This is a genomic window from Embleya sp. NPDC050493, from assembly GCF_044458105.1.
Taxonomy (GTDB): Bacteria; Actinomycetota; Actinomycetes; order Streptomycetales; family Streptomycetaceae; genus Embleya.
In genome coordinates, this window is the sequence record NZ_JBITHP010000008.1 from 209,152 (window position 1) to 235,974 (window position 26,823).

General features: G+C 70.2%; 29 protein-coding genes and 1 pseudogene. 7 read left to right on the top strand and 23 right to left on the bottom strand.

What is annotated here, in order from left to right; genetic code table 11:
* Positions 1–230 precede the first annotated feature (230 nt).
* The 13 genes from ACIBM5_RS18430 to ACIBM5_RS18490 all read right to left on the bottom strand — a co-directional run bounded on the left by ACIBM5_RS18430 (position 231) and on the right by ACIBM5_RS18490 (position 9,731).
* A complete protein-coding gene (locus ACIBM5_RS18430; protein WP_396007830.1) occupies positions 231–1,283 on the bottom strand; it encodes a hypothetical protein in 1,053 nt (350 codons plus the stop codon).
* A 477-nt stretch (positions 1,284–1,760) separates the two neighbouring features.
* Complete coding sequence (locus ACIBM5_RS18435; protein ID WP_396007831.1) at positions 1,761–2,291, bottom strand: gas vesicle protein K; 531 nt, start codon at positions 2,289–2,291, stop codon at positions 1,761–1,763.
* Complete coding sequence (locus ACIBM5_RS18440; protein ID WP_396007832.1) at positions 2,189–2,413, bottom strand: gas vesicle protein; 225 nt, start codon at positions 2,411–2,413, stop codon at positions 2,189–2,191. The genes ACIBM5_RS18435 and ACIBM5_RS18440 overlap by 103 nt, the downstream gene beginning before the upstream one ends.
* Positions 2,410–3,231 carry a GvpL/GvpF family gas vesicle protein gene (locus tag ACIBM5_RS18445; protein ID WP_396007833.1) on the bottom strand — a complete coding sequence of 274 codons (822 nt, stop codon included), beginning with the start codon at positions 3,229–3,231 and terminating at the stop codon, positions 2,410–2,412. The genes ACIBM5_RS18440 and ACIBM5_RS18445 overlap by 4 nt, the downstream gene beginning before the upstream one ends.
* Complete coding sequence (locus ACIBM5_RS18450) at positions 3,228–3,740, bottom strand: gas vesicle protein (protein ID WP_396007834.1); 513 nt, start codon at positions 3,738–3,740, stop codon at positions 3,228–3,230. The genes ACIBM5_RS18445 and ACIBM5_RS18450 overlap by 4 nt, the downstream gene beginning before the upstream one ends.
* A gap of 1 nt (position 3,741) precedes the next feature.
* Entirely contained in the window at positions 3,742–4,380 is a 639-nt protein-coding gene (gvpO, locus tag ACIBM5_RS18455) for a gas vesicle protein GvpO (protein ID WP_396007835.1), read from the bottom strand.
* Between the two features lie 3 nt (positions 4,381–4,383).
* Positions 4,384–4,635, bottom strand: coding sequence for a gas vesicle protein GvpG (locus tag ACIBM5_RS18460; RefSeq protein ID WP_396007836.1), 252 nt, complete (start codon positions 4,633–4,635; stop codon positions 4,384–4,386).
* Positions 4,635–5,456: a GvpL/GvpF family gas vesicle protein gene (locus tag ACIBM5_RS18465; protein ID WP_396007837.1), complete on the bottom strand. Its 822-nt coding sequence runs from the start codon at positions 5,454–5,456 to the stop codon at positions 4,635–4,637. The genes ACIBM5_RS18460 and ACIBM5_RS18465 overlap by 1 nt, the downstream gene beginning before the upstream one ends.
* The gene (locus tag ACIBM5_RS18470) at positions 5,456–5,878 is read right to left on the bottom strand and encodes a gas vesicle structural protein GvpA (RefSeq protein ID WP_396007838.1); all 423 of its coding nucleotides are present in this window, start codon (positions 5,876–5,878) and stop codon (positions 5,456–5,458) included. The genes ACIBM5_RS18465 and ACIBM5_RS18470 overlap by 1 nt, the downstream gene beginning before the upstream one ends.
* A 6-nt stretch (positions 5,879–5,884) precedes the next feature.
* On the bottom strand, positions 5,885–7,123 hold the full coding sequence (locus ACIBM5_RS18475) for an SRPBCC family protein (RefSeq protein WP_396007839.1): 1,239 nt from the start codon (positions 7,121–7,123) through the stop codon (positions 5,885–5,887).
* The gene (locus ACIBM5_RS18480; RefSeq protein ID WP_396007947.1) at positions 7,120–7,926 is read right to left on the bottom strand and encodes a histone protein; all 807 of its coding nucleotides are present in this window, start codon (positions 7,924–7,926) and stop codon (positions 7,120–7,122) included. The genes ACIBM5_RS18475 and ACIBM5_RS18480 overlap by 4 nt, the downstream gene beginning before the upstream one ends.
* A 394-nt stretch (positions 7,927–8,320) precedes the next feature.
* Positions 8,321–8,527 (bottom strand): hypothetical protein, encoded by a 207-nt coding sequence (locus ACIBM5_RS18485; protein ID WP_396007840.1) that lies wholly within the window; start codon positions 8,525–8,527, stop codon positions 8,321–8,323.
* 232 nt (positions 8,528–8,759) lie between these two features.
* A complete protein-coding gene (locus ACIBM5_RS18490) occupies positions 8,760–9,731 on the bottom strand; it encodes a helix-turn-helix domain-containing protein (RefSeq protein ID WP_391583155.1) in 972 nt (323 codons plus the stop codon).
* A gap of 115 nt (positions 9,732–9,846) precedes the next feature.
* Here ACIBM5_RS18490 and ACIBM5_RS18495 point away from each other — a divergent pair, with 115 nt between their 5' ends.
* Positions 9,847–11,871, top strand: a complete 2,025-nt coding sequence (locus ACIBM5_RS18495) for a WD40/YVTN/BNR-like repeat-containing protein (RefSeq protein WP_396007841.1) — start codon at positions 9,847–9,849, stop codon at positions 11,869–11,871.
* 933 nt (positions 11,872–12,804) lie between these two features.
* On the opposite strand, the gene ACIBM5_RS18500 is transcribed toward ACIBM5_RS18495, so the two are convergent.
* Together ACIBM5_RS18500 and ACIBM5_RS18505 are read right to left on the bottom strand one after the other, a co-directional pair.
* Positions 12,805–13,452, bottom strand: a complete 648-nt coding sequence (locus ACIBM5_RS18500; RefSeq protein ID WP_396007842.1) for a TIGR03086 family metal-binding protein — start codon at positions 13,450–13,452, stop codon at positions 12,805–12,807.
* Positions 13,449–13,805 carry a hypothetical protein gene (locus ACIBM5_RS18505; RefSeq protein WP_396007843.1) on the bottom strand — a complete coding sequence of 119 codons (357 nt, stop codon included), beginning with the start codon at positions 13,803–13,805 and terminating at the stop codon, positions 13,449–13,451. Before ACIBM5_RS18505 ends, ACIBM5_RS18500 begins: the two co-directional genes overlap by 4 nt.
* 127 nt (positions 13,806–13,932) lie before the next feature.
* On the opposite strand from ACIBM5_RS18505, the gene ACIBM5_RS18510 reads away from it, so the two are divergent.
* Together ACIBM5_RS18510 and ACIBM5_RS18515 are read left to right on the top strand one after the other, a co-directional pair.
* Positions 13,933–14,934: an RNA polymerase subunit sigma-70 gene (locus tag ACIBM5_RS18510; protein ID WP_396007844.1), complete on the top strand. Its 1,002-nt coding sequence runs from the start codon at positions 13,933–13,935 to the stop codon at positions 14,932–14,934.
* Between the two features lie 258 nt (positions 14,935–15,192).
* A complete protein-coding gene (locus tag ACIBM5_RS18515; RefSeq protein WP_396007845.1) occupies positions 15,193–15,642 on the top strand; it encodes a GNAT family N-acetyltransferase in 450 nt (149 codons plus the stop codon).
* Positions 15,643–15,726: 84 nt separating this feature from the next.
* On the opposite strand, the gene ACIBM5_RS18520 is transcribed toward ACIBM5_RS18515, so the two are convergent.
* Positions 15,727–16,293 carry a TetR/AcrR family transcriptional regulator gene (locus tag ACIBM5_RS18520; RefSeq protein WP_396007846.1) on the bottom strand — a complete coding sequence of 189 codons (567 nt, stop codon included), beginning with the start codon at positions 16,291–16,293 and terminating at the stop codon, positions 15,727–15,729.
* A gap of 146 nt (positions 16,294–16,439) precedes the next feature.
* Here ACIBM5_RS18520 and ACIBM5_RS18525 point away from each other — a divergent pair, with 146 nt between their 5' ends.
* Positions 16,440–17,909: an MFS transporter gene (locus ACIBM5_RS18525; protein WP_396007847.1), complete on the top strand. Its 1,470-nt coding sequence runs from the start codon at positions 16,440–16,442 to the stop codon at positions 17,907–17,909.
* Between the two features lie 117 nt (positions 17,910–18,026).
* Here ACIBM5_RS18525 and ACIBM5_RS18530 read toward each other — a convergent pair whose 3' ends face one another.
* Entirely contained in the window at positions 18,027–18,467 is a 441-nt protein-coding gene (locus tag ACIBM5_RS18530; RefSeq protein ID WP_396007848.1) for a hypothetical protein, read from the bottom strand.
* 342 nt (positions 18,468–18,809) lie between these two features.
* Between ACIBM5_RS18530 and ACIBM5_RS18535 the strand changes: the two are divergent.
* Together ACIBM5_RS18535 and ACIBM5_RS18540 are read left to right on the top strand one after the other, a co-directional pair.
* Positions 18,810–18,998: pseudogene (locus ACIBM5_RS18535) on the top strand (hypothetical protein); the annotation flags it as partial.
* Positions 18,999–19,029: 31 nt separating this feature from the next.
* Positions 19,030–20,406 (top strand): MFS transporter, encoded by a 1,377-nt coding sequence (locus tag ACIBM5_RS18540; RefSeq protein WP_396007948.1) that lies wholly within the window; start codon positions 19,030–19,032, stop codon positions 20,404–20,406.
* Between the two features lie 131 nt (positions 20,407–20,537).
* On the opposite strand, the gene ACIBM5_RS18545 is transcribed toward ACIBM5_RS18540, so the two are convergent.
* From ACIBM5_RS18545 to ACIBM5_RS18565, 5 genes are all read right to left on the bottom strand, one after another.
* Entirely contained in the window at positions 20,538–21,314 is a 777-nt protein-coding gene (locus ACIBM5_RS18545) for an ABC transporter ATP-binding protein (protein WP_396007849.1), read from the bottom strand.
* Positions 21,311–22,288, bottom strand: a complete 978-nt coding sequence (locus ACIBM5_RS18550) for a FecCD family ABC transporter permease (RefSeq protein ID WP_396007949.1) — start codon at positions 22,286–22,288, stop codon at positions 21,311–21,313. Before ACIBM5_RS18550 ends, ACIBM5_RS18545 begins: the two co-directional genes overlap by 4 nt.
* Positions 22,289–22,395: 107 nt before the next feature.
* Positions 22,396–23,394: a FecCD family ABC transporter permease gene (locus ACIBM5_RS18555; RefSeq protein WP_396007850.1), complete on the bottom strand. Its 999-nt coding sequence runs from the start codon at positions 23,392–23,394 to the stop codon at positions 22,396–22,398.
* Positions 23,372–24,187: a siderophore-interacting protein gene (locus tag ACIBM5_RS18560; protein WP_396007851.1), complete on the bottom strand. Its 816-nt coding sequence runs from the start codon at positions 24,185–24,187 to the stop codon at positions 23,372–23,374. The genes ACIBM5_RS18555 and ACIBM5_RS18560 overlap by 23 nt, the downstream gene beginning before the upstream one ends.
* Positions 24,188–24,198: 11 nt before the next feature.
* A complete protein-coding gene (locus ACIBM5_RS18565) occupies positions 24,199–25,206 on the bottom strand; it encodes an ABC transporter substrate-binding protein (RefSeq protein WP_396007852.1) in 1,008 nt (335 codons plus the stop codon).
* A gap of 106 nt (positions 25,207–25,312) precedes the next feature.
* On the opposite strand from ACIBM5_RS18565, the gene ACIBM5_RS18570 reads away from it, so the two are divergent.
* Positions 25,313–26,122 (top strand): helix-turn-helix domain-containing protein, encoded by an 810-nt coding sequence (locus ACIBM5_RS18570; RefSeq protein ID WP_396007853.1) that lies wholly within the window; start codon positions 25,313–25,315, stop codon positions 26,120–26,122.
* Between the two features lie 54 nt (positions 26,123–26,176).
* Here ACIBM5_RS18570 and ACIBM5_RS18575 read toward each other — a convergent pair whose 3' ends face one another.
* Positions 26,177–26,662: a YdeI/OmpD-associated family protein gene (locus ACIBM5_RS18575; RefSeq protein WP_396007854.1), complete on the bottom strand. Its 486-nt coding sequence runs from the start codon at positions 26,660–26,662 to the stop codon at positions 26,177–26,179.
* Between the last annotated feature and the right edge of the window lie 161 nt (positions 26,663–26,823).

A 26,823-nucleotide genomic window follows, 5' to 3' on the forward strand; every position in this document is an offset into this window, starting at 1 on the left:
CCCACCCCGGTGGCGACTGTCCAGGGCCGTCACCGTTCCCCGGGTCGTCGAGGGCTCGAATTCGTGTACGTGCCTATCGCAATTCTCCGAACGGCATGCGTGCAAGGGCTGCGGGCACGAGGGCGTGTGCGCGTTCCGACCGCGGCGAACGGGGAGGACCCCGGAGTCGCATGCCGAAGCGTGGGTCGCGCCGGGTAGGGGGCCGGGACGGGCGCGCGGTCGGGGAGGCGTCAGACGGTGCCGGGTATGGCCCAGTCGGTGGTGGGAGCGATCGCGTAAGTCGCGATGAGGGCGCGGATGAATGCCTTGTCGTGCATGGGATCCGAGGGTTCGGCGACCTCGACTCCCCGGGCGCGCAGGTCCGCCGACAGGCGCTCGAAGACGATGTCGTGGGTGAGGTCGTCGCTGTGGTCCATGCTCTTCTGCAACTCCTCCCGGTCCGCGTAGACCTCGGCGTTCCAGTGGACCAGCAACCGCATCTCCTCGGGCCGGTAGCGGCGGATCACCTCGTTGTCGGTGGTGATCGCCCAGTCGTCGCGCGAGGCGTCCCAGCCCAGGAGCGAGCGGCTTTTCAGGCCGGGGGTTTCGCGCTCGTCGAGGCGGCCCACCGGATCGCCGCGGTGGAACATCATCTCGTTCTGCACCAGAACGCCCTTGTTCCACAACGGGTGTTCCAGACGCCTGGGCTCGCCGTGCGGCCCGTCCGGCCAGTAGGTGAATGTGCCGTTCTCGCCGAGGTACCACCACGTGATCACCTGGGCCATCTTGACCAGGTGATCGGTGAACAGACCCGAGCGGCCCATGACGTTCATCAGCCAGGTGGGCGAGTTCTCGTAGCGGATGCCGCGGAACGTGACCGCGTCCAGGTGGGAGGTGAGCCCGCTCCGGTGCGGGCCGCACAGGTTGAACAGCATCATCGTCGGCCGGGCGAACCGCCCACCCCAGTAGTCACGTGCCAGCTCCAGGAAACGGGAGTTGTAGAAGCAGTCCTCCAATTCGGGATACAGCACGGCGGAGTTCCGGGCGAAGAAGCCGCGAAAGTGAGCGCCGGCGACGTCGTCGAGGGTGAGGTCCAGGACCTGGTCGTTGTCCGGTCCGCTGGAGGTGGCCACCAGTTCTTCGATCGAGTCGAAGGTCTGGGCGACGATCGTCGGCCACGGGCCGCGCTGCTTGAGGACGTCGAGGATCCGGGCGTGCTGGTCGTCGGTGTACAGGCCCTCCAGCACTCTGGGCGGTGCGACGGGGCGCAGGATGTCGTTGAGCTGGGCGAGGGTCTGGCTCATGGTCTTGTTTCCTTTCCGGACGGTCCGACTTTCGGCCGCGGTCGGCCACGTGCGTAGCCCATACGCAAAATTGTTCGGGCCGGTGATCGGACTCCGAGGCGGTGGGTCGGCCTCGAAGGCGGAGGATCGCGGAGGTGGGCGGCACCTCGACCGTGGCAGGACCCCGACGGCGTGGAAGCCTCGCCACGAGTGAAGGCGTCCACCGGGACAGGGATTCGGGAGCCGGCGAGTCTGCGGGAGCGGCCCGCCGCGGGCGGTGGTTCCCGGCACAGCAGGAGGACGGGAGGACGAGGTCGACGGGAGCGACAGGGGGACCGAACTCGTGCGGGCGAAGCCGACGGTTTCCGGGCCATTGATTTTGTGTTGCCGTTACGTGAAAGCTTGCCATCCGTCGGCGCGACTTTCCACCCCGGACTCGTCCTCCCTCGCCCTCGGGCAGTTGCTCACCGTCGAGGAGAGCGTCGGCACCTTCCGCGCTCAGTCGCGAGGAAGGAGTGGTCCCAAGGGCCCGAGGTCGATGTTCAGGTCTTCGGGAGAGAGGTCGAAGTACTCGCGCAGTTCCGCCATACGCTCCTCGAGGGCCATCAGGGTGAGACCCATCCGCTCGATCTGATCGTCGGTCAACCCACCGTGGTCGATGCGTCGGATGGCTTGCTTCTCCATGAGCTGGCGCAGGAGTTCGACGATGGTCAAGACCAGGCTCACCAATCCCCGTTCCACCGTCTCGGGGTCGGTGGCGATGCGGCGGCCGAAGGCGGGGGAGGGCGGGGCGTCGGGAATGCGATCGGTGACGCCACGGCGAGGGGTTCGCCCGTCCCGGTTCGATGCGGTGCCGCGCCGACGTGTCCGAGCGGAGCCGCGCTCGGTGGATGCCTGCCGGGTGATCCGATGGCGTCGGGGCGCGGTCACGGTCGTTCCCCCGACTCGCCCTCGCTCTCGGCCACCGTGCTGACGGAGGCGACCAGTGCGCGCAACGAGATACGGACCAGGTCGACGTCGGCGATGCACAGCGTGATCTCGCCACTGATGACGACGCCTCCCGCCAACAAGCGGTCCAAGAGGTCGACCAGTGCGATCTGGCGACCGTCCTGAGCAGGCGGCCGTCGAGCGGGCAGGGGTTGGTTGATCACGGTTCCGGTTCCTCCGGCGAGTCGGCGACGAATGAGTAGGCCGGCCAGGGACCGCTGAGTTCGAGGCGAATACCGGGGAAGCTTCCGTCCAGGTTCGCCACGGCGGAGGCGAATTCCCCGGCTCGGGCATCGTCCGCCAAATAGGAGGCGTTGAGCACCATCCAGCCCTGGTACCGGGCGAGGCCGGCGTCCTGCGGCGGGTGCAGTACGGCGCGCACGGCGCAGCCCGTGAGGGTGGCATGGATGCGGTCGGCGTAGGCGGCCGCCCGGTCGCCCGCGTTCTCGCGTTGTCTCTGCCGGGCGCGTTTGCGCAGAAGGTAGCTCGTGCCGGGACTGTCCGACTCGGGCGCTCGGCCGCCGGACAAGGCCGTGTCCGCCTCCGGAGATCGCTCGTCGGACCCGGCGGCGAGCACCTCGGGATCCGCGTAGGCCTTGACCCCCCATTCCGCCCGGTCGGACAACCGGGACAGCGCCGCGGTGAAAGCGCTCTCGCGCCGGCGGAGCATCTCCCGCACGCGCTCGTCGTCCCGGTAGATCGTGGCGAAGCGCAGCGGGAGCACGGTGCCGGTGAGCGCCGCGGCCTCGACGACGCGGTGGTGCGCCCGAACCGACGACTCCAGCCAGGAAAGATCGCCCAGGCGCTCCTGCAGGCTGTCCTCGGAGAATTCTCCGGCGGGCACGGAACCCACGATGGCGGCCAGGCTGCCACTGCGGACCACGTGCGGAACCTCTCCGGCGACTCCCGGCACGTCGGCGGAGACGGCAGCGGTCGAGTCGGGAAGGATGGCGTACACCCAGTCGACGCAAACGTTGTTCATGATCGCCGCCTCGTCCCGCGAGAGGTGCCGCGTGATGTTTCGCGAGAGGTTCCGCGTGGCGTTTCGCGTGGCGTCTCGGGTGAGACCGAACCGCCGTGTTCGCCTTCGTTCGACTCGTTCGCCTCCGACGCGATTTGCCGGGGTGTGGCGGCGGCATCGCGTCCCGACTCGACGCGTTCGGCTTCGAGGTCGCCCAGTCGCTTGCGGAGCCGCTCGTTCTCCGCGAGGAGGTCTCGCTTCCCCGAGGACAGGGTGGGGTCGTGTTCCCACCAGTCGATGCCCATTTCCCGGGCTCGGTCGACGGAGGCGACGATGAGCCGGATCCTGATCGTCAAGAGTTCGATGTCCAGGAGATCGACGCGGATGTCACCGGCGATCACTATCCCCTTGTCCAGGACTCGTTCCAGGATGTCCGCGAGGTTCGCCGGTTCGCCCCGGGCGGATTCCCTCGCGCGCGAAACCGGTCGCCGCTCGGGGAAGAGACCGCGCTCCATCGGGCCTTCGGTCATTTCACGTCTCCTCCGCTCGGCCGCGGTAGTAGCGCCTGTCGCGGCGGTAGGACGTCATCTCGCCTTCGTCGTCGACCTCGACCACGTAGAGCGCCAGGATGTCGGTGGAGTCGGGGATGCGCTGCGCCTCCAAGACCTCGATACCGATCCGCCAGCCGGCGTCGACCCGCTCCGCCGAGACGATTCCCTCGGGCTCGCGGCCGGTGAGGGCCCGGAGTTGATCGGCCGCAGCGGCAGCAGCCTGCAAGGGTTTGACAGGCGCGGACTCCGGCGGGCGACGGCGTTTGCGTCGGTCACCCTCGTGTCCCTCACGCGGCCTGCGAGGTGATGCCCGCCGAGGGCGTGCCTCGTCTCGATCGTCGGCCTCCGCGGCATCGTCGGCCTGCGCGGCGTGATCCGCATCCTCGGCCCGGGTGTCGTGCTTACCGGCAGCCCGCCGCTTGAGGCGACGTTCGGGCGATTCCCGCTCCTCGTCGGCCGGGCTTCGTCGAGCGACCGAACGCCGTGGCGCCGGCGCGGTTTCGTCCGTCGAACGAGCGACCCGTTTCCCGGAGGTCGCCCGCTTCGGTGCGGGCTTGTCACGCGCGGGTCGGCGACGCTCGGACTCCGCGTCGCCGGGTTCGCGGTCCGCGCTGCGCACGGCTCACACCTCCAAGCCGCCGATCGCACGCCGCGACTCCAACAGCCGACCCACGAGTTCCTGCTCCATGGCATCGGCCTGTTCGTCGGTGATCACACCCTCGGAACGGTCGTGGTCGACCTCCTCGAGGCGGCGACGGATCGCCTGAGGACTGGCCCATTCGTCGTACGCCTCGTCGTAGATCTGTTCGGCGAGCCACACCACGCCGTGCACGGGCGCGAGGGGAAGGGTGAGCAATCCGGTGATCAAACCCATTACGATCGTCCCCAATCGAGGTTGTCCATCACCTCGGCCACGAAGTCGTACGGTGCCAGCGGCCCCAGCAGGCGCAGGCGTACCCGACCGTGCAGGTCGCGCGCCAGATGCTCGGCCGCCTTCTCGAAATCCTGCTGCCGCTCGCGGGCAACCAGGAAGGACGCGTCCGCCACCATGTCACCGGCACCCACCTCGACCGAACCCAGCGCCTCGGCCACGGGTATCAACCGTTCCAGGATCAGGTTGCCGTCGGCTTCGCGTTTGCCCGCGATGCCGTCGGCGACGAGTTCGCCGAGCCGAATCCGCCGGTGATAGGCGGTTTCCTCGGACAGGCCCGCCAGTTCCTCGCGAAGTCGGACGATGTCCGGACGCTCCTCCAGGAGTTCACGCAGGATGGCCTCCTCCTCGTATCGAGCCCGGAGAGTGAACTGCGCCTTCCCTTCGAGTTCCGCGAGCCCGGCGGAGAACTCCTTGTGGTGTCCGACGAGGAGTTCCTCGACCACAGCGCGCACATCCCGTACGACGGTGCCGAACCGGAAGGGGAGCACCGTCGTCGAAGCGGCCAGGCCGTCCAGGACGCGCGCATGTGTCCGCAGGTCCTCCGGCGTCCCCAGCGGCTGTTCCACGGACACCTCGCCGACCACGGCCGCGACGGCATCGTGCTCCACCAGGGTGATTGCGGTCGCGGGGTGGCCCACACCCACGGCGTCCGGAGGCAACGTGGCGCCCGCGGGCACGAGCCCGTACACGTAACACGCGGAACCGGCGTCCTCGAACGACGCGTCGGGTGACGGGAACGCGGAGCCCGGGAAGGTCGTCATCACTCCTCCCCCCTATGCCTGGACGAGCGGCGTCGCCGAGGGCGCTCCTCCGGTTCCGCTTCGGGCTCGTCCTCGTCCTCGCCGTGGAAGGCCTCGGTCAGGGTGTCCTTCGCCCCTTCCAACGCGCCGCGTGTCTTGTGTTTCGCGCCGCCCTCCGTCAGGCCGTGCATCAGGTCCGGCAGCCCCTGAGGTTCCTTCCGGCTGAGGTCGAGCCGGTTCACGGCTTCGGCGAAGCGCAGGTACGTGTCGACGCTGGCGATCACGATCCTGGCGTCGATGGTGAGCAACTCGATGCCCACCAGCGAGACGCGCACATAGATGTCGATGACCAAGCCCTTGTCGAGGATCAGGTCGATCACGTCGACCAGACCGCTCGACGACGGGCGATCGAGGTAATGCCCCTGCCTGCTTGCCATGGTCATGGGATGTCACCGAGCCCGTGCCGGCGCGCGTCTGCGGGAGCGCCTCGCCGGCGTCTCGTCCTCGTCCTCGTCTTCGTCCTCCTCGTACTCCTCGTCTTCGTCCTCGTCCTCCTGTTCGTACTCGTCCTCGTCCTCGTCCTCGTCGGTGTCGTACTCGTCGTCGTAGTCCTCGGCCTCTTCGTCTCCCTCTTCGTCTTCGTCGGCCTCTTCTTCGTCCTCGTCCTCCTCGTCGACCGCTTCGTCTTCGTCCTCTTCGGGTTCCTCGTCCTCATACTCGTCGTCTGTGTCCTCGGGTTCCTGCGATCCCTCTTCGTCCCACTCCTCGTCGTCGCCTCCGCTTTCGTCGCGTTCGCCCTCGTCGCCTTCGCCCTCGTCGCGTTCGCGTTCCTCCTCGTCGAGGGCGTCCTCGTGGCTCTTGACGACTTCGCCGTCTCGAATCTCGCCGCGCCACCCCTCGACCTCGTCGGGCTGAAGGATGGTCTGTGTCATGACGTGACGCCGGAAATGCTTCAACTCCAGGCGCACTCGCCGGCCCTGGGCGCGCCACAGGTTTCCGGTCCGTTCGAAAAATCCCTGGGGGTGGTACTGGAGCACGACGAGGATCCTGGTCAGGGTGGGCGTGATCTCGTGGAAGGTGACGGCGCCGTCCACATGACCCTTCTCACCGGAGGACTCCCACACGATCAACTCGTCGGGGACCTGCTCGATGATCGTCGCCTGCCAACTGCGGTGGGACCAGAAGACCTGGGCCTTCCACTTCAGCTTCTCGTCTTCCTCCTGTTCGACGGCTTCCACCTTCTTCATGAAGCTGGGAAAGTCACCGAACTGCGTCCATTGGTCATATGCCACGCGCAGTGGCACACCGACGTCCACGTCCTCGACGATGTTCGTCAGCTTGAGCTGCCTCTTGCCGCCTCCGCCGCCACCCCCGCCGGTCAGGGCGCCCTTGACCTTCTCCTTGACGCCGGTCAGCCCCGCGCCGACAGCCGCCTTGAGCGGCGACTTGCCCTCGGCCAGGTCTTTCGCGCCTTCGAGTCCGGCCTGGGCGCCGTCACTTCCGTTGTTGTCCACGAAATCGGTGAGTCGCGAGGTCGCTTCGCCGACCTTGTCGGTGGCCATCGACAAGGCGCGCTCGCCGAACGCGGACAGCAGGTTCTGTGCTTCCGACATCAGGCGGTCGGTGGGCAGTTCCTGTGCCAGGCGGCCAAGACCGCCCGTTGTCTCGCTTTTCGTCCCGTCCGTCATGACGACCGCCCCCGCCCGCGCGTCGCGGAGCCACGCCCGCTCGCGGTCTTCTTGGCCGGCTTGGCTGCCGCGGTTTTCGTCGCCCGCTTGGCCGGCGTGGCCTTCTTGGCAGCGGCCTTACGAGGGGCCTTCTTCCCCGCCGATTCGCCGCGCGAGCTCGCCTTCGGAGCTGCGGACCGGCCTCGGGTCGTCGAAGAAGCCGCTGTGGTCTTCTTCCTCGCCGCTTGTTTGGCACCGGCCGCCGGTGCTCGTTTCTCGGCGGTGGACGAGGCCCGCTTGGCCCGCTTGGCCGGTGGCGGCTCGTCCGCGGTCGACGACCGCGAGCCACGTTTGCGTGCCGAGGGCTTCGCCGGCTTCTGCGGCTCTTCCTCCTCCTCTTCCTCTTCGCCCTCTTCCTCTTCGCCCTCTTCGGCTTCCTCGTCCTCTTCGGGTTCCTCGGCTTCCTCGTCCTCTTCGGGTTCCTCGGGTTCCTCGGCTTCGTCCTCGTCGCGACCCTTCTTCGGCCCCGCGCGCAGCGACTCGGCGTGCTGATGCAGCTTGCCGGTGAGCGATTCCAACCGGTTACCGGCCGCCGCCAGCGCGGCCTTCTTACCGGCTTCGGTCAATTCGCCCCGCAGGCTGCCGACCAGTTCCTCCACCTGGGGACTGGATTTCAGCAGGCCGGCCACGGCTTGGCCCGGATTGCTCCCGAGGCGCTTTCCTGCCGCCATGCCGGCAACAGCCATAGCGAGTTTCCCCTTGTGAAAGCGGCCGAGCGCATAACCGGCGCCCAGCGCGAGGGCGAGCTTGGCGTTGTTCATCATCGTTTCCAATCCGGGAACGATCGGCGGACCACCGGTCTCCGCCCCGCCGCCATCGGCGATCCACGCCGCTACCCATCCGCGGGGTCGTCGGCTGACTTTCGTCCCCCGCCGACCCATGCCCCGGTGCGCACTGCGCCGCTCCCGGCGTCGGCCCCCACCTGCCGCCCCTTGGGGCTCGGGATTGTCTTGTACTCGTTCGAGGCGTGCAACTCCATCGTCGCACCAGAAGATCGTCGGCGCACAAGGGGAGCGTCGGCGCACCAGGGCTCACAAGGAGGGATCGCATGCACGGGTTTTGCGCTGCGGCAACGCGTCGCAGGGAGCGCTGTGGCTGCGGGCGTGCAGGCGACTACTCCACGGCGCCACCCGGCACGGGCGGCTGCCGGTGGTTCTCCTAGGGGAGACGCATCAGCCGCCAGGCGAGAGCGAACAGGCGCCGAGCGAGTCTCACCACCGGGAGTCCGAGTGGAAGCAGGATGATCGTCACGCACAGCAGTGCGCCGACGAGCATGACCACGGCTGCGAGAAGCCCCACCACCGTGCCGAGCACGGCCGTAAGGATCCCGAGCACCGCGTCGAGCAATCCCTTGAGTATGCGCATGATGACCTTCTCGACTACATTGTCCGCCTTTTCGGTCCGGTGCGCACGGGTGGTGCGGCCGACCTCGCCGGCTGTGCGATCTCGGACGCCGGATGCACCGATCGGCCTTCCTGCTCGGGATTTCGCACGGATGGTCGGTGTGAACGGTCGCCTGGTCGGTGCGAACGGTCGCCGCGGATCGAGAGGACCCATGCGTCGTCGTGCCCTCCGCTCCCGGCGCGTCCGACCCGCCCTACACCCAGCCGCGCCGCACCGCCTGCACTCCGGCCTGGAACCGGTTCTCCGCGCCCAACTCGTCGAGGAGCACCCGCATTCGTCGCCGCAGGCTCCGGGTGCTGGTGCCCAACTGCCGGGCGATCGTCTCGTCCTTGAGCCCGGACAGCAGCAGGTTGAGGATTCGCCGGTCCTCCGCGTCGAGTGGGTCGCACTCCTCGGGGCCGGTGGCGGTGAGTGGGACGGCCTGGGTCCAGAGCTGTTCGAACAGGGTGACCAGGGCGTCGACGAGGGTGGTGCCCCGGATGACGACGCTGCGGGTGATGGGCGAGTCGAGGTGCAGGGGCAGCAGAGCGATCCGGCGATCGGCGACGGACATCTTCAGCGGGATGCCGGCGAGGACCCGGGCCTCTTCGCCGGCCTGCGACAGGCCGGTCACGTCGTCGAGGTTGCCGGGTATCTCGAAGGACTCGGGGGCGTAGATCGTGCGGTACCGGACCCCACGGCCCAGGAGGGTGTGCTGGAGCGGGTTGCCGTGGGCGAGGACGTACGGCGGCCGGTCCAGGCTCATGATCTCCTCGGTGGCCTCGTGCTGGAGCCGGGCGAACCACCGGCCGAGCTCGTCGGCGCTGGTCAGCAATTCGACGCCCTCGCCGGGGCGGGCGGCCTCGCCGAGCGCGCGGTAGACGGCCTCGAGCTCGGCGGCCGTCTCGGTGACCCTGCCGAGGTCGGCGTGGGCGTTGCGGACCAGGGCGGCGAGGGCGGCGGTGGGGCTGACGGCCGCCCACCGGGTGGGGCGGCCCGAGAGTCGGCTGACCAGGCCGTGGCCGCGCAGCCGGGCAAGGGCCGAATGCAGCCGCTCGGCGCCCGAGCCGGTGCGCTCCGCCAAGTCGCGCACGGTGACCGGCGGTCCGGCCAGAACGGTGCGGTAGACCCGCTCGTCGAAGGGTGCGACCCCGACGGCGCCGAACACGAGCTCGTCGTTTTCCATGGCGAGCGAGCATGGCCGATTCCGGCGCCGGCCGCAATCGGACACCGGGCACACCTGGCCGACCGTCGGGAGCCGCGACTACAAAGAGCACACCACCGGCCCCATGGGAGACGGCATGTTCAACGCACAGCATTCACGGTCGGGTTCGGCGAAGCCGGCCCGGCGCCGACTACTCCTGATCGCCGCGGTGGCCTTCGGCACCGTGTTCGGCGCGTTCGGCGCGGCGCCCGCCGAAGCGCAACCAGTGGCACCCGACGACCCGCCGACGTCCCTGGCCACCCGGGACAACGAGTGGCGGCAGGTCGGCCCGAACGGCAGCGGCGGCAAACTGGCCTTCACCCCCGCCCGGCCCGAACGGGCCTACGTGCAGACCCCGATCGGCAACGTCGTCTTCCGATCCGACGACCGGGGCACCACCTGGCAGCAGAGCAACGAACTGCCCGTGAACGCCACGGACGCCGGCGGCATCGCGGCCGGCCCGCTCCGACCCGACATGGTGTTCGTCGGCGGCGTGGAGAAGGACAACTGGCACGGATACGTGCTGCGCAGCACCGACGCCGGCAAGACGTTCACCCAAGTGCTGGACACCCCGAGCCGGGTCACCGGCGTCGTGTTCGACCCGACCGGCGCGCGGCTGTACGTCACGGCCTCCGACGGTGTGCACGTCACCACCGATCACGGCAACACCTGGCGGCTGCTGTCCGGTTCCCCCGCCGACGCCCGAAACCCGAAGTTCACCGGCGGCGACCTGTACTTCACGTCCGGCGCCGACGTCTGGGTGCTCCGTCAGGGCGCGCGGACCCCGGTGAAGCTGCCTCGTCCCGGCTCGACCGGCGCGGGTGTCGATCAGCTCACCGGCACCGGTCGCACCCTGGTCGCCAGGGGTGACCTGCAGGTCGCGCAGGTCTCCACCGACCGGGGCGCGCACTGGCGGGCGCTGCGCGGGCCGTGGGGCACCGACGTGGTCGTCCTGGCCGCGATCGTGGACGGTTCGGGCCGGCTGCACATCCAGGTCAACCAGTCCACCGGCGAGATGCAGCAATGGGGCAGCCGCGACGACGGCCGCACCTGGCACGCCGAGGCGGGCCTGGCCCGCATCGACCTGTACGAGACCACCGGCACCTTCCCCGGACGGCCCGGCACGGACGTGATCTCGGCCGGTGCGGGCATCTACACCACCGACGACCACCAGACCTTCCGCCGGATCGGGGTGCCCGGCTCCGAAGTGTTGTCGCTGACCGTCGCCCAGGGCCGGTCCGGCCCGGCGATCGTCGCGGGCACCATGACCGGCAGCTACCAGTCGTCCGCACCACTGAAGAGCCGGCTGCCGCGCGGGTACCAGGAATGGGGCTTCTCCGGCACCGCGCCGCACACCATCGGCAACCGGATCGACGGCCTGGCCACCGATCCGTCGAACCCTTCGACGGTGTACCGGGTACGCAACACCTGCACCTTCGATCAACCCTGCTTCTACCTGGAGAAGTCGACCGACGCGGGCGTGCGGTGGACCATCGTCCAGACCGCCGTGCCGGGCAAGGCACTGGGCATCACGGTCAGCCCCGCCGACCCGAAGCGGCTGTACATCGCCACCCACTCGCCGTCTGCCGTGTACACCAGCAACGACGGCGGCGAGTCCCTCACCCAGAACGGGCACGACGACCTCAAGGGCTTCACCAGTGTCGCCGTCGACCGGGCCGATCCCGACAGTGCCTGGCTCGGCGGCCCGGACGGGCTGTTCCGCACCACCGACGGCGGCGTCACCCTGAACAAGGTCCTCGACGGCTGGGTGAGCGCGATCGCGCTGAACCCGCGCACCCCGGGCCACGCGGTCGTCGCCGCCCAGGACGCGCTCTACGTGACCACCGACGACGGCAAGCACCTGACGAAGGTGGCCGGCGACCTGACCGGCTCGCTGAGTTCGCTGGCGTTCACTCCGGACGGCTCGACGGTGTTCGCGGGCTCGCACTACTACCTCACCCCGGCGCTCGGGGTGCTGCGCAGCACCGACGGCGGCCGGACCTGGGGCTCGATCACCCGGAACCTGCCGGAGCCGTCGGTGTCCTCGCTGACCGTGTCGCCGGACGGCCGCTGGCTGTTCGCGGGGACGACGTACGGGAGCGTGCACCGACTGGCGGTGTGACCACACACCAGGCGTACCGCCCCTGCCCGAGCACGCCGCCCCCGTCCGAATACTCGGACGGGGGCGGCGTCGTGTCGTGTGGGGGCGACCGTGGTCCGGCACGGCCGCGCTCGCGCGTCCCGATCGCCTCCGAGACACGGTCCGGGTCGGTGTGGGCCGTGGGCCCGGGGCGTCCATGAGCACCGACCGCGTCGGAGCGTGAGCTTCGCCGAGCCAACGACCCCGAGCCCGTCGCCGAGGCATGCGACCTCCTCGCGACACGTGACGCGAAGACGCGGCCCGACGGTCGGCGGGGGTGGACCGACGTCGGGCCGCGCGGGTACCGGCCACGGGGGAAGCCGGCACATCCGTACGACTACCCGGTCACGTAGGGCGATACTCCAACAACGTTGAGTATTCGCGCTGTTCGCGTATCGACGGCCTCGAACGGGCACCCCGGGAGCGGATCGTGTGGACGAACTCGCGGGCCGAGATGGCGCTATCGTCGCAGATGGGAGTAATGCCGAGACGCGGGGCTCCCGATGGCGGGGTTCGAGTGCCTGTGCGGTCATGGGCGTTCTTGGCACAGCGGGCCGCCTGATTGCCGGGGCGGGTGCAAGAAATGCGCATGCGCGGCGTACGTGTTCGGAGGTGGCGATGACCGCGCTGACGAATCTTCTCCACCTCGTCGGCGCCTTCGCCGCGATCGGGCTCATATCCCTCCTGCCGATGCTCATTGTCGAAACGCCCAAGGAATGGTGCCGCACGTGCAAGCGCCGGCGGTCCGATCACCGGGACGGCACCGGGTCGTGCAGCGGGGACGAGTTCCCCAGGGCGAGTTCATTGCGAGCGGCACCTGTGACTGCTCGACGTAGGTGTCGAACAAGGAGCTTCGATGAAGGAGTGCCCAGGGGTTGCCTTCGAGAAGGAAGGTCGGGCCCCGGATGGTCTCCTTCAGCGGGGCGGGTCGACCCGGCGGCCCAGGAGGGCGGCGAGCCGATCGAGAGGCGGGGCGTCGTCGGGGGACGGTTGTGGCGGCGCGAACGGTGCGCGGCCGGGCGGGAGGTCGGCGAGCCTGTCGCGGGTGAACGCCAGTTCCCGCTCGACGATGTCGTCGGGGAACCGGAGTTGACGCCCGGTCGCCCGGGCGAGGTCCCACCCGTGGACGAGTTCCTCGACGGTGCGCAGGTGTACGGCGGCGATGCCGGGGACCACCCCGGCGGGGACGTGCACGAGCCGTGTCGGCACGTCCGGCTGCCCGAACGCGGAGAGGAGGCGCTCGGCGGCGTCCCGATAGGCGGTCGCGGGTGGGTCGCCGAGCGTGTTCCGGGCCGCCGTGGGGTCCAGGGCGTCGGGTGCGGCGCCCGACTCGCCGCGCAGAACGGCGGTGAACAAGTGGCTGCCGAGGACCAGGTGATCGACCAGCGCGCGTACGTCCCACTCCGGGCACGGGGTGGGCGCGCCCCATTGGTCTTCCCGGACGTCGGCGACCAGGTCGCCGACGACTTCGAGAACCACCGCGAGGCCGGCGAGGTCGGTGAGATCGGTGCGGTCGTCGAGGTTCGCCGCATCCGTCGGCGCGGGTTCGGGTGTGTGGATCACTGTTCTTCTCCTCGTGTGCTCGGTGTTTCGTGTCGTCGGTCGTCGAGGCCGGCCACGAAGGCCCGCGCCTCCAGGAGGTAGGCAGTGCAGGCGTCGGCGCCGGCGGGCGTCACGCGAACCCACTGCCTCATCGGCCGCCCCCGGCGGGGTTCACAGGGCCGGCCCGCGCCCGTGGCGATGAGTTCGGACACGCGTGGGGCAGGCAGTTTGACGGTGAGATCGTCGCCGGTGACGAACGCGTAGAACCGGCCGGCGGTCCGCAGGCCCGCCGAGTGCAGCATGCGGCCCCGCCGGTCACCTCGATGCCGTTCGAGCACCCTTCGACTCGCGCGTTCGAAAACGTCCATGTCCATGGCCGATCGTCGCTCCTCTCGTGCGTGCCGCGGTCGTTCTCTTGTCGAGACACCACCGGCATCGCAAACGGAACGGTCCCGGTCGGACGAATCCCGGTGAGTACGGCCGGCATGCGAGGATGCCGCGGTGAGTCAGGACACGTTGGACCGCGCGCGGACCGGGGACGAGCAGGCGTTCCGCGAGCTCACCGAGCCGTATCGGCACGAGCTCCAGGTGCACTGCTACCGGATCCTGGGGTCGCTCGCCGATGCCGAGGACATGCTGCAGGAGACCCTGCTCGCGGCCTGGCGCGGCCTGGACGGTTTCGCCGGCCGGGCATCGCTCCGGACGTGGCTGTATCGCATCGCCACCAACCGCTGCCTCAACGCCCTCCGCGACGCCGGGCGGCGCCGACCGCCCGAGCCGACGCCGCCGTTCGATCCGCCCGAGCCCACCCGCCGCAGCGACGTGACCTGGCTGCAACCCTGTCCGGACACGCTCCTGGAACGCATCCCCGACGAGGCGCCGGGTCCCGAGGCCCGCTACGACTCCAGGGAAGCGGTCGAACTGGCCTTCGTCGCAGGGCTACAGCACCTTCCACCCCGCCAAGCCGCCATCCTGGTACTGCGTGACGTCCTGGGCTACCCCGCCGACGAGGTCGCGAACATGCTCGGGACCGGCACGACCGCCGTCAAGGGCGCCTTGCAGCGTGCTCGTGCCCAACTGCGCCGACACGCCGTCGACCCCGAGCGCATGGCGCTTCCGGGCGCGCCGGGCGAGCGCGAGTTGTCCCGACGCTTCGCCGACGCGTTCACGACCGGCGACATCGACGGCCTCGTGACGCTGTTGACCGACGACGCGTGGTTGGCCATGCCGCCGGCGCCACACGAGTACCACGGCCCGGCGGCGATCGCAGCCTTCCTGGGCACGTTCCACACCTGGCGCGGACGCCGTCGCCTGCGGCTGATCCCGACCCGCGCCAACACCCAACCGGCCCTGGGTTGCTATCTCACCGAACCCGACGAGTCGACCACGCACCCGGCCGGGCTGATCGTTCTCACCGTGGGCGACGAGCGCATCCACGCCGTCACGTGGTTCCTCGGCGACGACCTGCCACACCGGTTCCGACTCCCGGCAACCATCGGCTGATCCGCCGCCCGTGCGCCGGCTCTCGCGACGAGGGACCTCACCCGAACCGCCGCGGGACGGTCGCATCGGTGATGACGTCGTCCCGCGCCGCCGGCATCGCCTTGCTCGGGATGATCGACAGGGTCCCGTCCCCTTCGCAGGGCAGGTATGTGCCCGCCGGAACCGTCCTCCTCCACGGACGACCTGGTGGAGCCCGCGCACGTCCGGTCGTCCGAAATTCGGATGCCCGTCCGTGCGGGACCCGGTAGGAATACGCCCGTGTCGATTGATGTGCAACTCGCCGACCTGGACCGCGAGAACTGGGAGGAGGTGATCGATCTGGCCGTATCCCGAGAACAACGCGACTTCATCGCACCGAACCTGTACTCGGTCGCGGAGAGTCGTTTTCTCCCGGGCTTCGTGACCAGGGCGGTGCTGCACGAGGGGCGCACGGTGGGCTTCGCGATGTACGGGCCCGACCCCGACGACGGGGAAATCTGGCTCTACCGCCTGATGATCGACGAGAATCACCAGGCGCGGGGCCTGGGCCGCGCCGCTCTTCGGGAGATCATCACGCACGTAGGGGAGGCGTTCGGCGCACCCGTACTTCGGCTCGGTGTGCGCGCGGACAACGTCGCGGCCAGGGCGCTGTACATCTCCGCCGGGTTCGTCCCCACCGGGCAGACCTTCGGTGACGAGGAGATCCTGGAGCTTCGCTCACCCCGGTGAGGCGGGAGCCCGACGGGAGCGCCGGTGTCGCGGAGCCCCGGTACCGTGCCCGAGGGCCGATCCCGGGGGCCGGTCGGGGCGAGGTCACAACAATCGGTCGACCAGCCCGTCGATGTACTCCGGGGTGAGCGGGCCCACGCCGAACAGGACGCGGATGTACATCGGAGCCAGGATGTGGTCCAGCACGGCGAACGCGTCGGGTGCGGGCTCGCCGCGTTCGCGGGCGCGATCGAGCATGGATTGCAGCTGCCGGGTGCGTTCGGCGCGCAGGTCGTCACGCGCCTGCAGGCCCTGCCCGCCGTTGGCTGACAGGGCGACGGCCAGGTGCAGCAGCGCCGGGCCGTCGGGTCCGGTGATCTCGCGGGCCACGTTGGCCGCGTAGGTGCGCAGGTCGCCGTCCAGGCTCCCGGTGTCGGGCATCGGCGACCGCGCGTTGAGGCGGGTGAGCGCCACGTCGGTGAGCAGGGTTTCCAGGTTTCCCCACCGGCGGTAGATGCTGCTGTCGGCCACGCCCGCGCGGGCTGCGACCTCGCCGACGGTGAAGTTGCCGTAGCCGCGCTCGCTGATCAGGTCGGTGACGGCCCGGTGTACCTCCGCGCCGACGCGGGCGCTGCGCCCGCCGGGCCGTCGGGCTCGCTGTCGCTCGTTCATTCCCCCACCTTAATGCAGTCGGGACTTGCGTTTGTGTGGCAACCCTCTTTACAGTCTCCTAACGCAGCCACCGACTGCGTTAGAGCGCCCGGAGGCCGACCGCGTCGGCCGTGGAGAGGCGCAACCGACGATGGAGAGGAATCCCCATGGCTGCATCGCCTGTGGCCGTAGGCAATCGGCCGAACCGGGCCGTGCTGCTCACGGTGACCTGCCTGGGCCAGTTCATGGTCCTGCTCGACAACACGATTGTTGGAGCGGCGCTGCCCGACATGCAGCACCGGCTGCACACTCAACTGACCGGTCTGCAATGGATCGTCGACGCGTACGTACTGCTGGTCGCCATGCTGCTGCTGTCCGGCGGTGTCTTCGCCGACCGGTTCGGCCGCAAGCGGGTGTACTTGACCGGCGTGGCGGTGTTCACCGCCGCGTCGGTGGTGTGCAGCCTCGCGCCCTCGGTCGGCTGGCTGGTCGCCGGTCGAGTGCTGCAGGGCATCGGGGCCGCGGCGCTGAGCCCTGCCTCGCTGGCCCTGCTCGCCGCCGCCTATCCCGTGCCGCAGGAACGCATGAAGGCGATCGGGCTGTGGGCCGGGTTCAGCGGAATCGGTCTGGCCGCGGGCCCCGTGGCCGGCGGCGTGCTGACGGAGGCCTTCGGCTGGCCCGCCATCTTCCTGGTCAATCTGCCCATCGGCGTGGTTCTGCTGCTGGTCGGTCTGCGCAGCCTGGAAGAGGCCCGCAATCCGAACGCCCCCGCGATCGACGTCCCGGGGACGGTGTTGTCCGTGCTGGGAGTGGGGGTGCTGACCTACGGGCTGATCGAGGGTGGTGCCCGCGGCTGGACGTCGCCGGTGATCCTGGGCAGCTTCACCGTGGCGGTGATCCTCCTCGCCGCCTTCGTCGCCGTCGAAGCGCGTCGTTCCGCTCCGATGTTGCCGCTGCGGCTGTTCCGGCAGCGGCTGTTCACCGTGTCCAACACCGCCATGGTCGTGGTGGGGTTCGCGCTCATGGGTTCGTCGTTCTTCTTCTCCCAGTTCTTCGTGTACGTCCAGGGCAGCTCGATCCTGCGCGCCGGCCTGCAGACCCTGCCGGTATCCCTCGCCATGGTGATCGTCAGCCCGTACGCGGGCCGGCTCGCCGCCCGGTACGGCTTCCGGATCGTGGTCACCGTCGGCCTGACCCTGGCCGGCCTGGGACTGCTGGCGCTCGGCATGGTGCACGCCGACACCGGCTACGGGAACGTGTGGTGGCGGCTGGGAGTCGTCGGCATCGGTTTCGCCCTGACCATGTCCCCCCTGACGGGAGCCGCCATCCAGGCAGTCGACCCGCAGGAAGGCGGCCTCGCATCAGGTATCGGCAGCACCACCCGGCAGATCGGCGCGGTGCTCGGCGTGGCGGTGCTCGGGGCCATCGTCCGCACCCGGCAATCCGGCGGTGCCTCCTTCGAGACCGGCCTCAACAGCGCCTTCCTCGCCGCCGGCGCCGTCACTTTGGTCACCGCCGTGTTCACCGGCCTGTGGTTGGCGAGGTCCGAGCCCGCGGCAGCCTCCGCGGCGCCGCAACGTTCCACCGTTCCGGATGCGGTCACCACCTCGAACAAGGCATCCGTGAACAGCCGTTGACGGCGACACCGCCCTCGGCCCGGAGGCGTCCCGCCGGATGATCCCAGGCGGGACGCCTCCGGGCCGACAGGCTCGTCCGCACGCGCCACCTCGAAGCCGCCCCGGGGCGGCACGCGGTCAGCGGCGGCCGGTGGCCAGGACGACGAGGAACTGACCGCCGCCCGCCTCGATGTCGGCGGTCACCGGCAGCCCAGGTACCAGCCGGGAGAACCGGTCCACCAACCAATCCGCCGCCGCCTGGGCGTCCTTCCTGGTCGGACAACGGCCCACCATCTCGCGGCCGCCCTTGCGCTCCAGCCTCCCGGCCACGGTGATCAGCGGCGCGGGTTCGACCACGTACAGGTGGTCCGGCCAGGCGATGACCACCTTGACCGCGCCCTTGCGGGTGTTGCACCCGCGGTGCGCGAGCCGCTCGGCGACCTTGGCCTTCCGGTCGGTGGTCCGGCTGTCGACACTGGGCCCCCGCGGGTCGTTCACCGACTCGTCGGGGTCGACCGGTTCGTCGCACACCCAGCATCGCCAGCCGTCGCGCTCGGCCACATCATCAAGGAGACTCATCCGGGCAAACTAGCCTGCCCGGCCGCCGCCCCGGTGCAGCAGGGCCGTTGCCGGGACATCCGACGGCTCACGGTCGAACCTCGGCCGGTGGCGGCCGGGGCGCGCCATGACCGGCTTGCGCTCGGTGTTCTGCCCGGACGCGCAAAACGCCGAGCCGGGACGGCCCGACTCGTCTCGAACTGCCTCCCCGTCCGGCGGAGTGCGGTGAGCCCGGGTATGGCGCAGGCTTGAGGCAGGGCGTCGGGTGGTGCCTCGGGGGCGGTGGGTACCCGGGCGCTCACGGGCCGACGCGGGACCGGGAGACGGGGCGGGGAAACGCCGACCGGGCCGCGCCCCGTCGAGGCGGGACACGTCTTCGACGAGATGCCGACCTACGCGAACCACGTCGGCCTGTTCGCCGAGCGGATCGGCCCGTCGGGTGAGCAACCGGGCAACTTCCCCCGGGTGTTCACCCATCTCGCGTCGATCGCCGCGGCCGGCGCCCTCGACGAGAGGCTCGACGAGGCGGAAGGGAGTGGTACCGGTGGCTGAAGTCGATGCCTCGGGACGCACCGCCGGTGCCATGCGTGGCGTGCTGGCCCCGCTCGCGCTGGCGCAGTTCATCTGCAGCTTCGCCGGTTCGAACATGAATGTGATGATCAACGACATCAGCGAGGACCTGGACACGACCGTGCAGGGAGTGCAGCTCGCGATCACGATCTTCCTCCTGGTCATGGCGGCGCTGATGATCCCCGGCGGCAAGCTGACCGACCGCTACGGCCGCAAGCGGTGCTTCCTGGCCGGTCTCGCCATCTACGGCGTCGGCGCCCTGCTGAGCGCGGCCGCCCCGGGCCTGGGCGTCCTCATCCTCGGCAACTCGATCCTGGAAGGTGTCGGCACGGCGCTGCTCATCCCGCCCGTCTACATCCTCACGACGCTCCTCTACACGGAAACGACCTCACGCGCCCGCGCGTTCGGGACCGTGATGGCGCTGGGAGGCATCGGCGCCGCCGCGGGGCCGCTGATCGGGGGACTCATCACCTCCGCCATCAGCTGGCGGGCCGCCTTCGTGTTCCAGGCCCTGGTGATCGCGTTGATCCTCTTCCTGAGTCGCCGGATCAAGGACCCCCTGCCACCGGATCCCACGCGCCCCTTCGACACCACCGGGGCGGTCCTCTCGGGCGTCGGTCTCATCCTCGTCGTCACGGGGATCCTCGCGGCCGACAACAACATCTGGCTGATGATCGGCCTGATCGTCCTCGGTGCACTCGTGCTGCTGTGGTTCCTCCGATCGGCACGTGCCAAGGAACGGGCAGGCCAGGAGCCGCTTCTGTCGACGAGCCTGTTCCGCAGCCGCACCTCCAATCTCGGTCTCGTCACGCAGAACATCCAGTGGCTCGTGCTCATGGGGACGTCGTTCGTCGTCGCGACCTATCTCCAGGTCGTCCGCGGATACGACGCGATCCAGACCGGCGTGATCTTCACGGCCGCGACGCTCGGCCTGCTCGTGTCGTCACTGGCCGCCGCACGGCTGGCGAAGCGACGGACACAGCGCACCCTCGTCGTGACGGGCTTCGTCGTGGCGATCGCCGGGATCGGCGTCCTGCTTGCCCTGGCGAGCGGCTCTCCGAGTGCCTGGGCCTTCGCCCCCGGACTGCTGCTGATCGGCCTGGGACTCGGCCTGGGGCTGACCCCGTCGGTCAACGTCGTGCAGTCGAGCTTCCCCGACGAGCAGCAGGGCGAGATCTCCGGCCTGTCGCGCTGCGTGTCCAACCTCGGTTCCTCGCTCGGCACCGCGGTCGCCGGCACCATCCTCGTCGCCGGGCTCTCTGCCCACGCCTACGGCGCCGCGATGATCGCACTGGCGGTTCTCGGGCTCGTCGGCCTCGCCGCCGCGATGTTCCTCCCCCGGGGCACGGCGCCAAGCACCAGCCCTGCTCCGTCGCACGCACCTCCGTGAGCCGTCTGCCATCCGACGCCGCACGGCATGCCCCGGGTCGGCCTCGGCCTGCCGCCGGGCCGGAACTCCGGTCGGGCCTCCGAGTTCGATCGGCCGCGCCCCGACGAGGCGGCGGGGCGGCGGGCGGCGAGTCAGATCGTGGGTACCACGAGGGGTGTCCCGGTCACCGGGTCGGGAACGACGATGCTGGGCAGGCCGAAGACGTCCTCCATCAGGGTGGCGTCCACGATGTCCTCGGGCGATCCGTCGGCGTGGACTCGGCCGTCCTTCATCGCCACGATGTGATCCGCGAACCGACACGCCTGGTTGATGTCGTGGAGCACCGCGACGATGGTCCGCCCGTCGTCGCGCAGCGCGGCGAGCAGGCGGAGCAACTGGTACTGGTGGGCCAGGTCGAGGAAGGTCGTCGGCTCGTCCAGGAGCACGTACGGGGTCTGTTGCGCGAGCACCATGGCGATCCACACGCGCTGGCGCTGTCCGCCGGAGAGCCGGGCGACCTGCCGATCCGCGAGGTCGACCACTCCCGCAGCGGCCATCGCCTCGTCGACCGCCCGGACGTCGGCCGCGGTGCGCACCGAGAGCAGCGAGCGGTGCGGGAAGCGCCCGCGGTCCACGAGTTGACGTACCAGGATGTTTTCCGGTGCCGCCAAGTCCTGGGGCAGGAAAGCCATTTCCTGCGCGATGTCCTTGGGGCGGTACCCGTGGACGTCGCGACCGTCGAGCAGTACCGTCCCCGCGGACGGCCGCAACAGGCGTACGAACGCCCGCAACAGGGTCGACTTCCCCGACGCGTTGGCACCGATGATCGCGGTGAAGGCGCCGTCCGGTATGTCGAGGCTGAGGTTCGCCGACACCGTGCGATCGCCGTACGTGAGGGTGATGTCCTGCGCGGTCAGGCGTGCGGTCACGGTCGTTCGACTTCCTTGAGGAGCAACAGCAGGAGGTACGTGCCGCCGATGGCCGTGGTCACCACGCCGACCGGAAGCGTCACGGGGGCGAGCACGCTCTGTGCGACCAGATCGGCGCTCGTCAGCAGTACGGCGCCGGTGAGCGCCGCCGGGACGAAGTGGATGCCCGGGGACCGGGTGACCGCGCGGCCGAGGTGCGGAGCGGCGAGCGCGACGAAGGCGATCGGCCCGGTGATCGCGGTGACCGTGGCCGTGCAGCCGGCGCCGGCCACCACCGCCGACACGCGGTATCGGTTCAGGCGTACGCCCGACGTCACCGCGATCGCGTCGCCGAGTGCGGCCTGCTGGGTCGCCCGGGCGTTCGGCACGAGCAGCACCGCCAGTATCGCGGCGGCGACGAACGCCACGTTCAGGTCGGACCAGCCCACGCCGTTGAGCGAACCGACGTTCCACATCTCGGCGGCGATCGCCACGTCCAGTTCGGCACGCAGGATGATCCACGAATTGACCGCGGTGAGCATGGCGTTCACGGCGATGCCGATGACGATGAGCCGGTGGCCGCCGAAGCCGGATCGGGTGGAGAGAGTGAGGACCACTCCGGCGGTCAGCAGACCTCCCACGACCGACCCGAGGGCCGTCGGCGTGGTCGATCCGCCGACCACGACCATCACGATCAGCGCTCCGGTGTACGAACCGACGTCGAGGCCGATCACGTCCGGGCTGCCCAGTTCGTTGCGGGTCAGGTTCTGGAACACCGCGCCGGCGCAGCCCAGCAGCGCACCGAACAGGCATGCCGCGACCACGCGCGGCAGGCGCCACTCGCGGACGACGACGGAGAGATCGCCGTGCCCGGCGAGGCCGTCGGCAACCTCCAGCGGGCTGCTCCAGGTGTCGCCCCGGCACAGCCCGGTCCCCGCGCACACCAGGAGCAGCACCAGCAGCACGGCGTTGCCCACCACCGCACGCGGCTCCAGGCCGAGGGCGCGACGGGCGCGGGCGAACGCACTCGCACGGGAGGGCGGATCCGTCTTCGAGGCCGACCCGAGGGTGTCGGTCGGCGGGAGGGTGCCCGTGGGCCCGGTCACAGGGTGGTCCCTTCATAGCGGCGCACGGCCCAGATGAGCACCGGCGCGCCGAAGAAGGCGGTGACGACGGCCACCGGGACCTCGCCGGTGGGCAGCAGCAGTCGACCCGTGATGTCGGAGGCCAGCAGCAGGATCGGCCCCAGGAGTGCGCTGTAGATCAGGAGCCACGGCACCGAACCGCCCGCCGCGCGACGCACGATGTGGGGAACCATCAGGCCCAGGAAGGCGATCGGCCCCGCGACGGCGGTCGCGGTGCCGGCCAGCAGGGTCACGACGGACAACACCGCGACGCGCGTTCGGACCACGTGGGCGCCGAGGCCGTGGGCGACGTCCTCCCCCAGGGAGAGTGTGTTCAGCGCGCCGGTGAGCGTCGACGCGCCGACCAGGGCGAAGAGGATCAGGAGTACCGGCAGCAGCAGGTGGGTCTGTTCCCGGCCCGCGAGGGAACCGACGCTCCAGAACCGGTAGTGGTCGAAGGCGTCCGGGTCCAGGATGCGCAGGGACATCGACACACCCGAGAGCACCGAGGCGAGCGCGACACCGGCCAACACCAGGCGCAGCGGCGCGGTACGACCGACCGCGTACACCAGGATGCCGGCGACCAGCGCGCCGGTGAGGGCGAGGGCCACCTGCGCGCCCTGACCTCCCGCGAGCCCTGTCGTGGCCCCGACGGTGACGGCGAAGCCGGCACCCGACGTGATCCCCAGGAGGCCCGGTTCGGCCAGGGGATTGCGGGTCAAAGTCTGGGTCAGGGCACCGGCTGTCGCCAGGGCCGCGCCCACGCAGATTCCCAGGATCGTGCGTGGTACCCGGATTTCACGGATCGTCAGGTCGGTATCGGCGCCGGAGGGATCGGTCAGTGCCCGCCAGACGTCGGCCGGCGGAATCGCCCTCGCCCCGAGGGCGAGGCTCAGGCCGCCGACCAGGACGAGCAGGGCGACCGCCCCGACGAGCAGGATGACCTTGGGCGCGTCAGTCCTCGAGACCGGCGACACCGCGCCTCCAGTAGCCGGTGAACAGGGAATCGAGGCGGCCTTTGGCCCACGCACGAAGCGGCTTGATGTCGTCGGTCTCGCCGGCGGCGAACAGGAAGCTCCGGCCGGCGGGAAGCGGCAGGGCGCGCACGGTCTCGGCGAGCCGGGACGCGCCGTCCCCTCGCGCCAGCCAGGTCACCCGTACGCCGGCGCGCTCGGCCAGCGGGTAGTGGTGCTCGTCGATGTGCTCCGTTTCGACGACGAGGTGCGCCGAGACGTCCTGCGGCGACTCCTCCAGCCACCGCGCCGCGGCCGGCAGCGCGGTGGTGTCGACCGCGAAGACGTAGTGGTCGTAGGTCTGCGGGAACGCCTTCGCCCCGGGCGGCCCGGCGATGGCCACGTCCGCGCCGGGCGCGGCGGCGACCGCCCAGTCCGAGGCCACGCCACCCGGGTGGATGACGAAGTCGATGTCGAGTTCGCCCGCCCGGGCGTCGTAGCGTCGTGCCGTGTACCTGCGGCTGGTCACCATCGGACGCGGCCAGGTCAGCGACTGCTCGTCGTCGGGCACGGGGAGGCGGAGGGTGCCGTCGGCGTCCGGGAAGACGATCTTGAAGTGGTCGTCGAACTGGTGGCTGTGGAAGCCGTCCAGACCCCGGCCGCCGACCGTCAGGCGCAACACCGACGGGGTCACGTACCGCTTGCGCAGCAGGGTGACGGTACGGATGCGGATCGGGTAGCCGATCCTGGCGATTCCTTCGCCGCCCGCGTGGTGGGCCGCGACGCGGGCGGCGGGGTTGTCTCGGGAGATGTGCACGGCGTTTCCGATCACTTGGCCAGGAGGGGGGCGAGCGCCTGGTCGACGACGTCGAGCGTCCGTTGCGCCTGGGCGTACGTCGCCGCCGCCGTGTAGCGGATCGGGAAGGCCTTGCCGGCCTTGACCGCGGGCAGGTTCTTCCACAGCGGCGAGTCGAGGACGTACCGCACGCTCGCGCTCGGGGTGCCGTCGTCCTGGACGGTGTAGGTGATCGCGTCGGCCTCGCCCAGGCTCGCCGGCAACTCTTCGATGGAGGGCGTCTCCGAGACGTCGGAGGAGCCGCCGCTCTTCTTCTTGACCTCGCCGTAGTAGTGGATGCCCATGTCCTGCGCGATGTTCGTGCCCCACGACCCGCCGAATTCGCGCTGGAAGGTGCCCTGGGAGTTCTCGGTGTAGGCGCCGAGGTGGCCGAAATCGAGGCCGCCGACGGCACCGGCGTACTTGGCCTTCAGCTCGTCGGCCCGCTTCCGGTACGCCTTGCGGGTCTCCTCGGTGTGGCCGGCGCGACCGGCGGCGTCGGCCTGGCGGGCCGACAACTCGCGCCACGCGGACGGCAGGCTCGGGCCGATGGCGACCACGGGCGCGATCGATGCGAGTCGCTTGAGGTCCATCTCGCCGAGAACGGGCTTGGGCACGCCGATGATGATGAGGTCGGGCTTGGCGGCGGCGATGGCCTCGTAGTTGGTCTCCTTGGTGGTCGCGCCGCCGATCTTGTGCAGTTTGTCGTAGGTGGCGCGCTCGGGACCGGTCATCAGTCCCAGGCCGCGCGGCCAGGTGGATATGCCGACCAGGGGAGCGTTCGCCTCGATCAGCACCGGTACCGCGTAGCCGGTCGCGATCACGCGCTTGGGGTTGACCGGGACGGTGATCTGTCCGTTGTCGCCGGTGATCACCCGCGTGGCGCCGCTCTTTCCGCCCTTGCCGCCGTCGGAATCGGAGCCGCAGCCCGCCAGGAGGGCGGTCGCGGTCACGGTGGCCAGCCCGGCGCAGGCGAGGCGGATCAGCGGATGAACGGACATGGGAATTCCTTCGGGTCGAACAGGTCCATGCGCCCCCAATCGGTCGGCGCGGGGAACTTAGGCTAGCCTCACCTGAGTCTCGTTGGTTGTGCGGAAAGGTCATCCGATGTCGATCAGAGGACAGGATGTGCGCGAGGACCCGATCGCCTGCGACTCGTTCGGATATGGGCTCGGGCAGCCCGCGGGCATCCTTCTTCTCCACTACCGCACGGCCGGTCCGCTGGGATTCGGCGCCGTCCGACAGGACCTGCTCCACCAGCTCTACTGGTCGCCCGACGGAATGCTCTCGGCCGTGCACGGCGGCCGGTCCTGCTTCACGGCGCCCGGCGAGGGCTTCTGGGTCGAGCAGGCGGTGAGCCACGAGGTGCGCGCCGCCGATCGGCAGACCGTCTTCCGGATCTGCCTGCGCGAAGTGCCGGAGTCCCTGGCCGGGTTGCGCTCCGGCCATGTGACGATCGGCCCGGAGGCGAAGCGCCTCGTCCAGGAGATCGCCACCCCCGGATACGACGAACGCCGAGCGCTGGAGGCCCGCGCGGGCATCATGCGCGACCTGGCCCCGCTTCCCGCGGACATCGCCGACCAGTGCGCGGACGGCCAGGGCTTCGCCCGCGCGGTCGCCCGGGCGATGTCCCACAACCCCGCGGATCCGACCCGCCTCGACGAATGGGCGGCGCGTCTGCACATCAGCCCCAAGACCCTCCAGCGGGACTTCCTACGCGAGTTCGGCATGTCCTTCAGCCGCCGCCGCACGCTGCTGCGGCTCGGCGTCGCCCGCGCCCTGCTCGCCGGCGAACCGGTCTCCGTGGTGGCCCGCCGGGTCGGCTACGCCAGCGTTTCCGCCTTCGTCCTCGCGTTCGCCAAGGAGTACGGCTGCCCACCCGGCCGGTACGCCCGCACCCGCCTGGTCGCAACCTGAACGTTCGGTCCTGCGCGCGGCGTTGCTCGACCGGCGGAGTCGTGCGTTCGGGTGTCAGCCCCGCAGGTCGGCGACGGCTTTTTCGATGCGTCGCCGGCGTGTCTCGGGTTTCTTCGCGCTCTCGATGGCGCGCACGTGCTCGCGTTTGCGACCGTGCGGAAGGTTGTCGTACGCGGTGCGGGCGAGGGGGTCGTCGTCCAGAGCGCGGGCGAAGTCCGCAGGCTCGACGACGACCCGCGGTTCGGTGTCCAGTTCCACCTCCACCTCGACCTCTTCGCCGATCGTGACACCTGCGGCCTGCCGGTTGGCGTTGGCGAGGCCGAGCAGGTGGCGGCCGCGCATGATCGCGACGCGACTCTTCCAGGAATGCCCGTTGACGGTGATCGTCACCGGCGGCCGCGCGCCCCCGCCGAGCGCGTCCACCACCTCGGGCGGGACTTCCAGCCCCCGCATGGGCTCGGGCGGCTCGACGACGGCGTGAAACTTCACGATTGCTCCTTGCTTGCTGTTCTCGGTCGCCGGCGGACGCGCCGCGGCCATTTGCGGAGGGCCGGGCCGTATCCGGCGGATCCTGGTGGGGTCGCGTCGCCCGACCTCCGCGCTTCGGGCCCCTCGCCGCGTGCGTCCTGCCGCACCGGAGAAACCGTCGGATGGAACCTCTGCGCGGCCGCTTCTCCGGCACGCCGAGCAGCCGGCTCCGG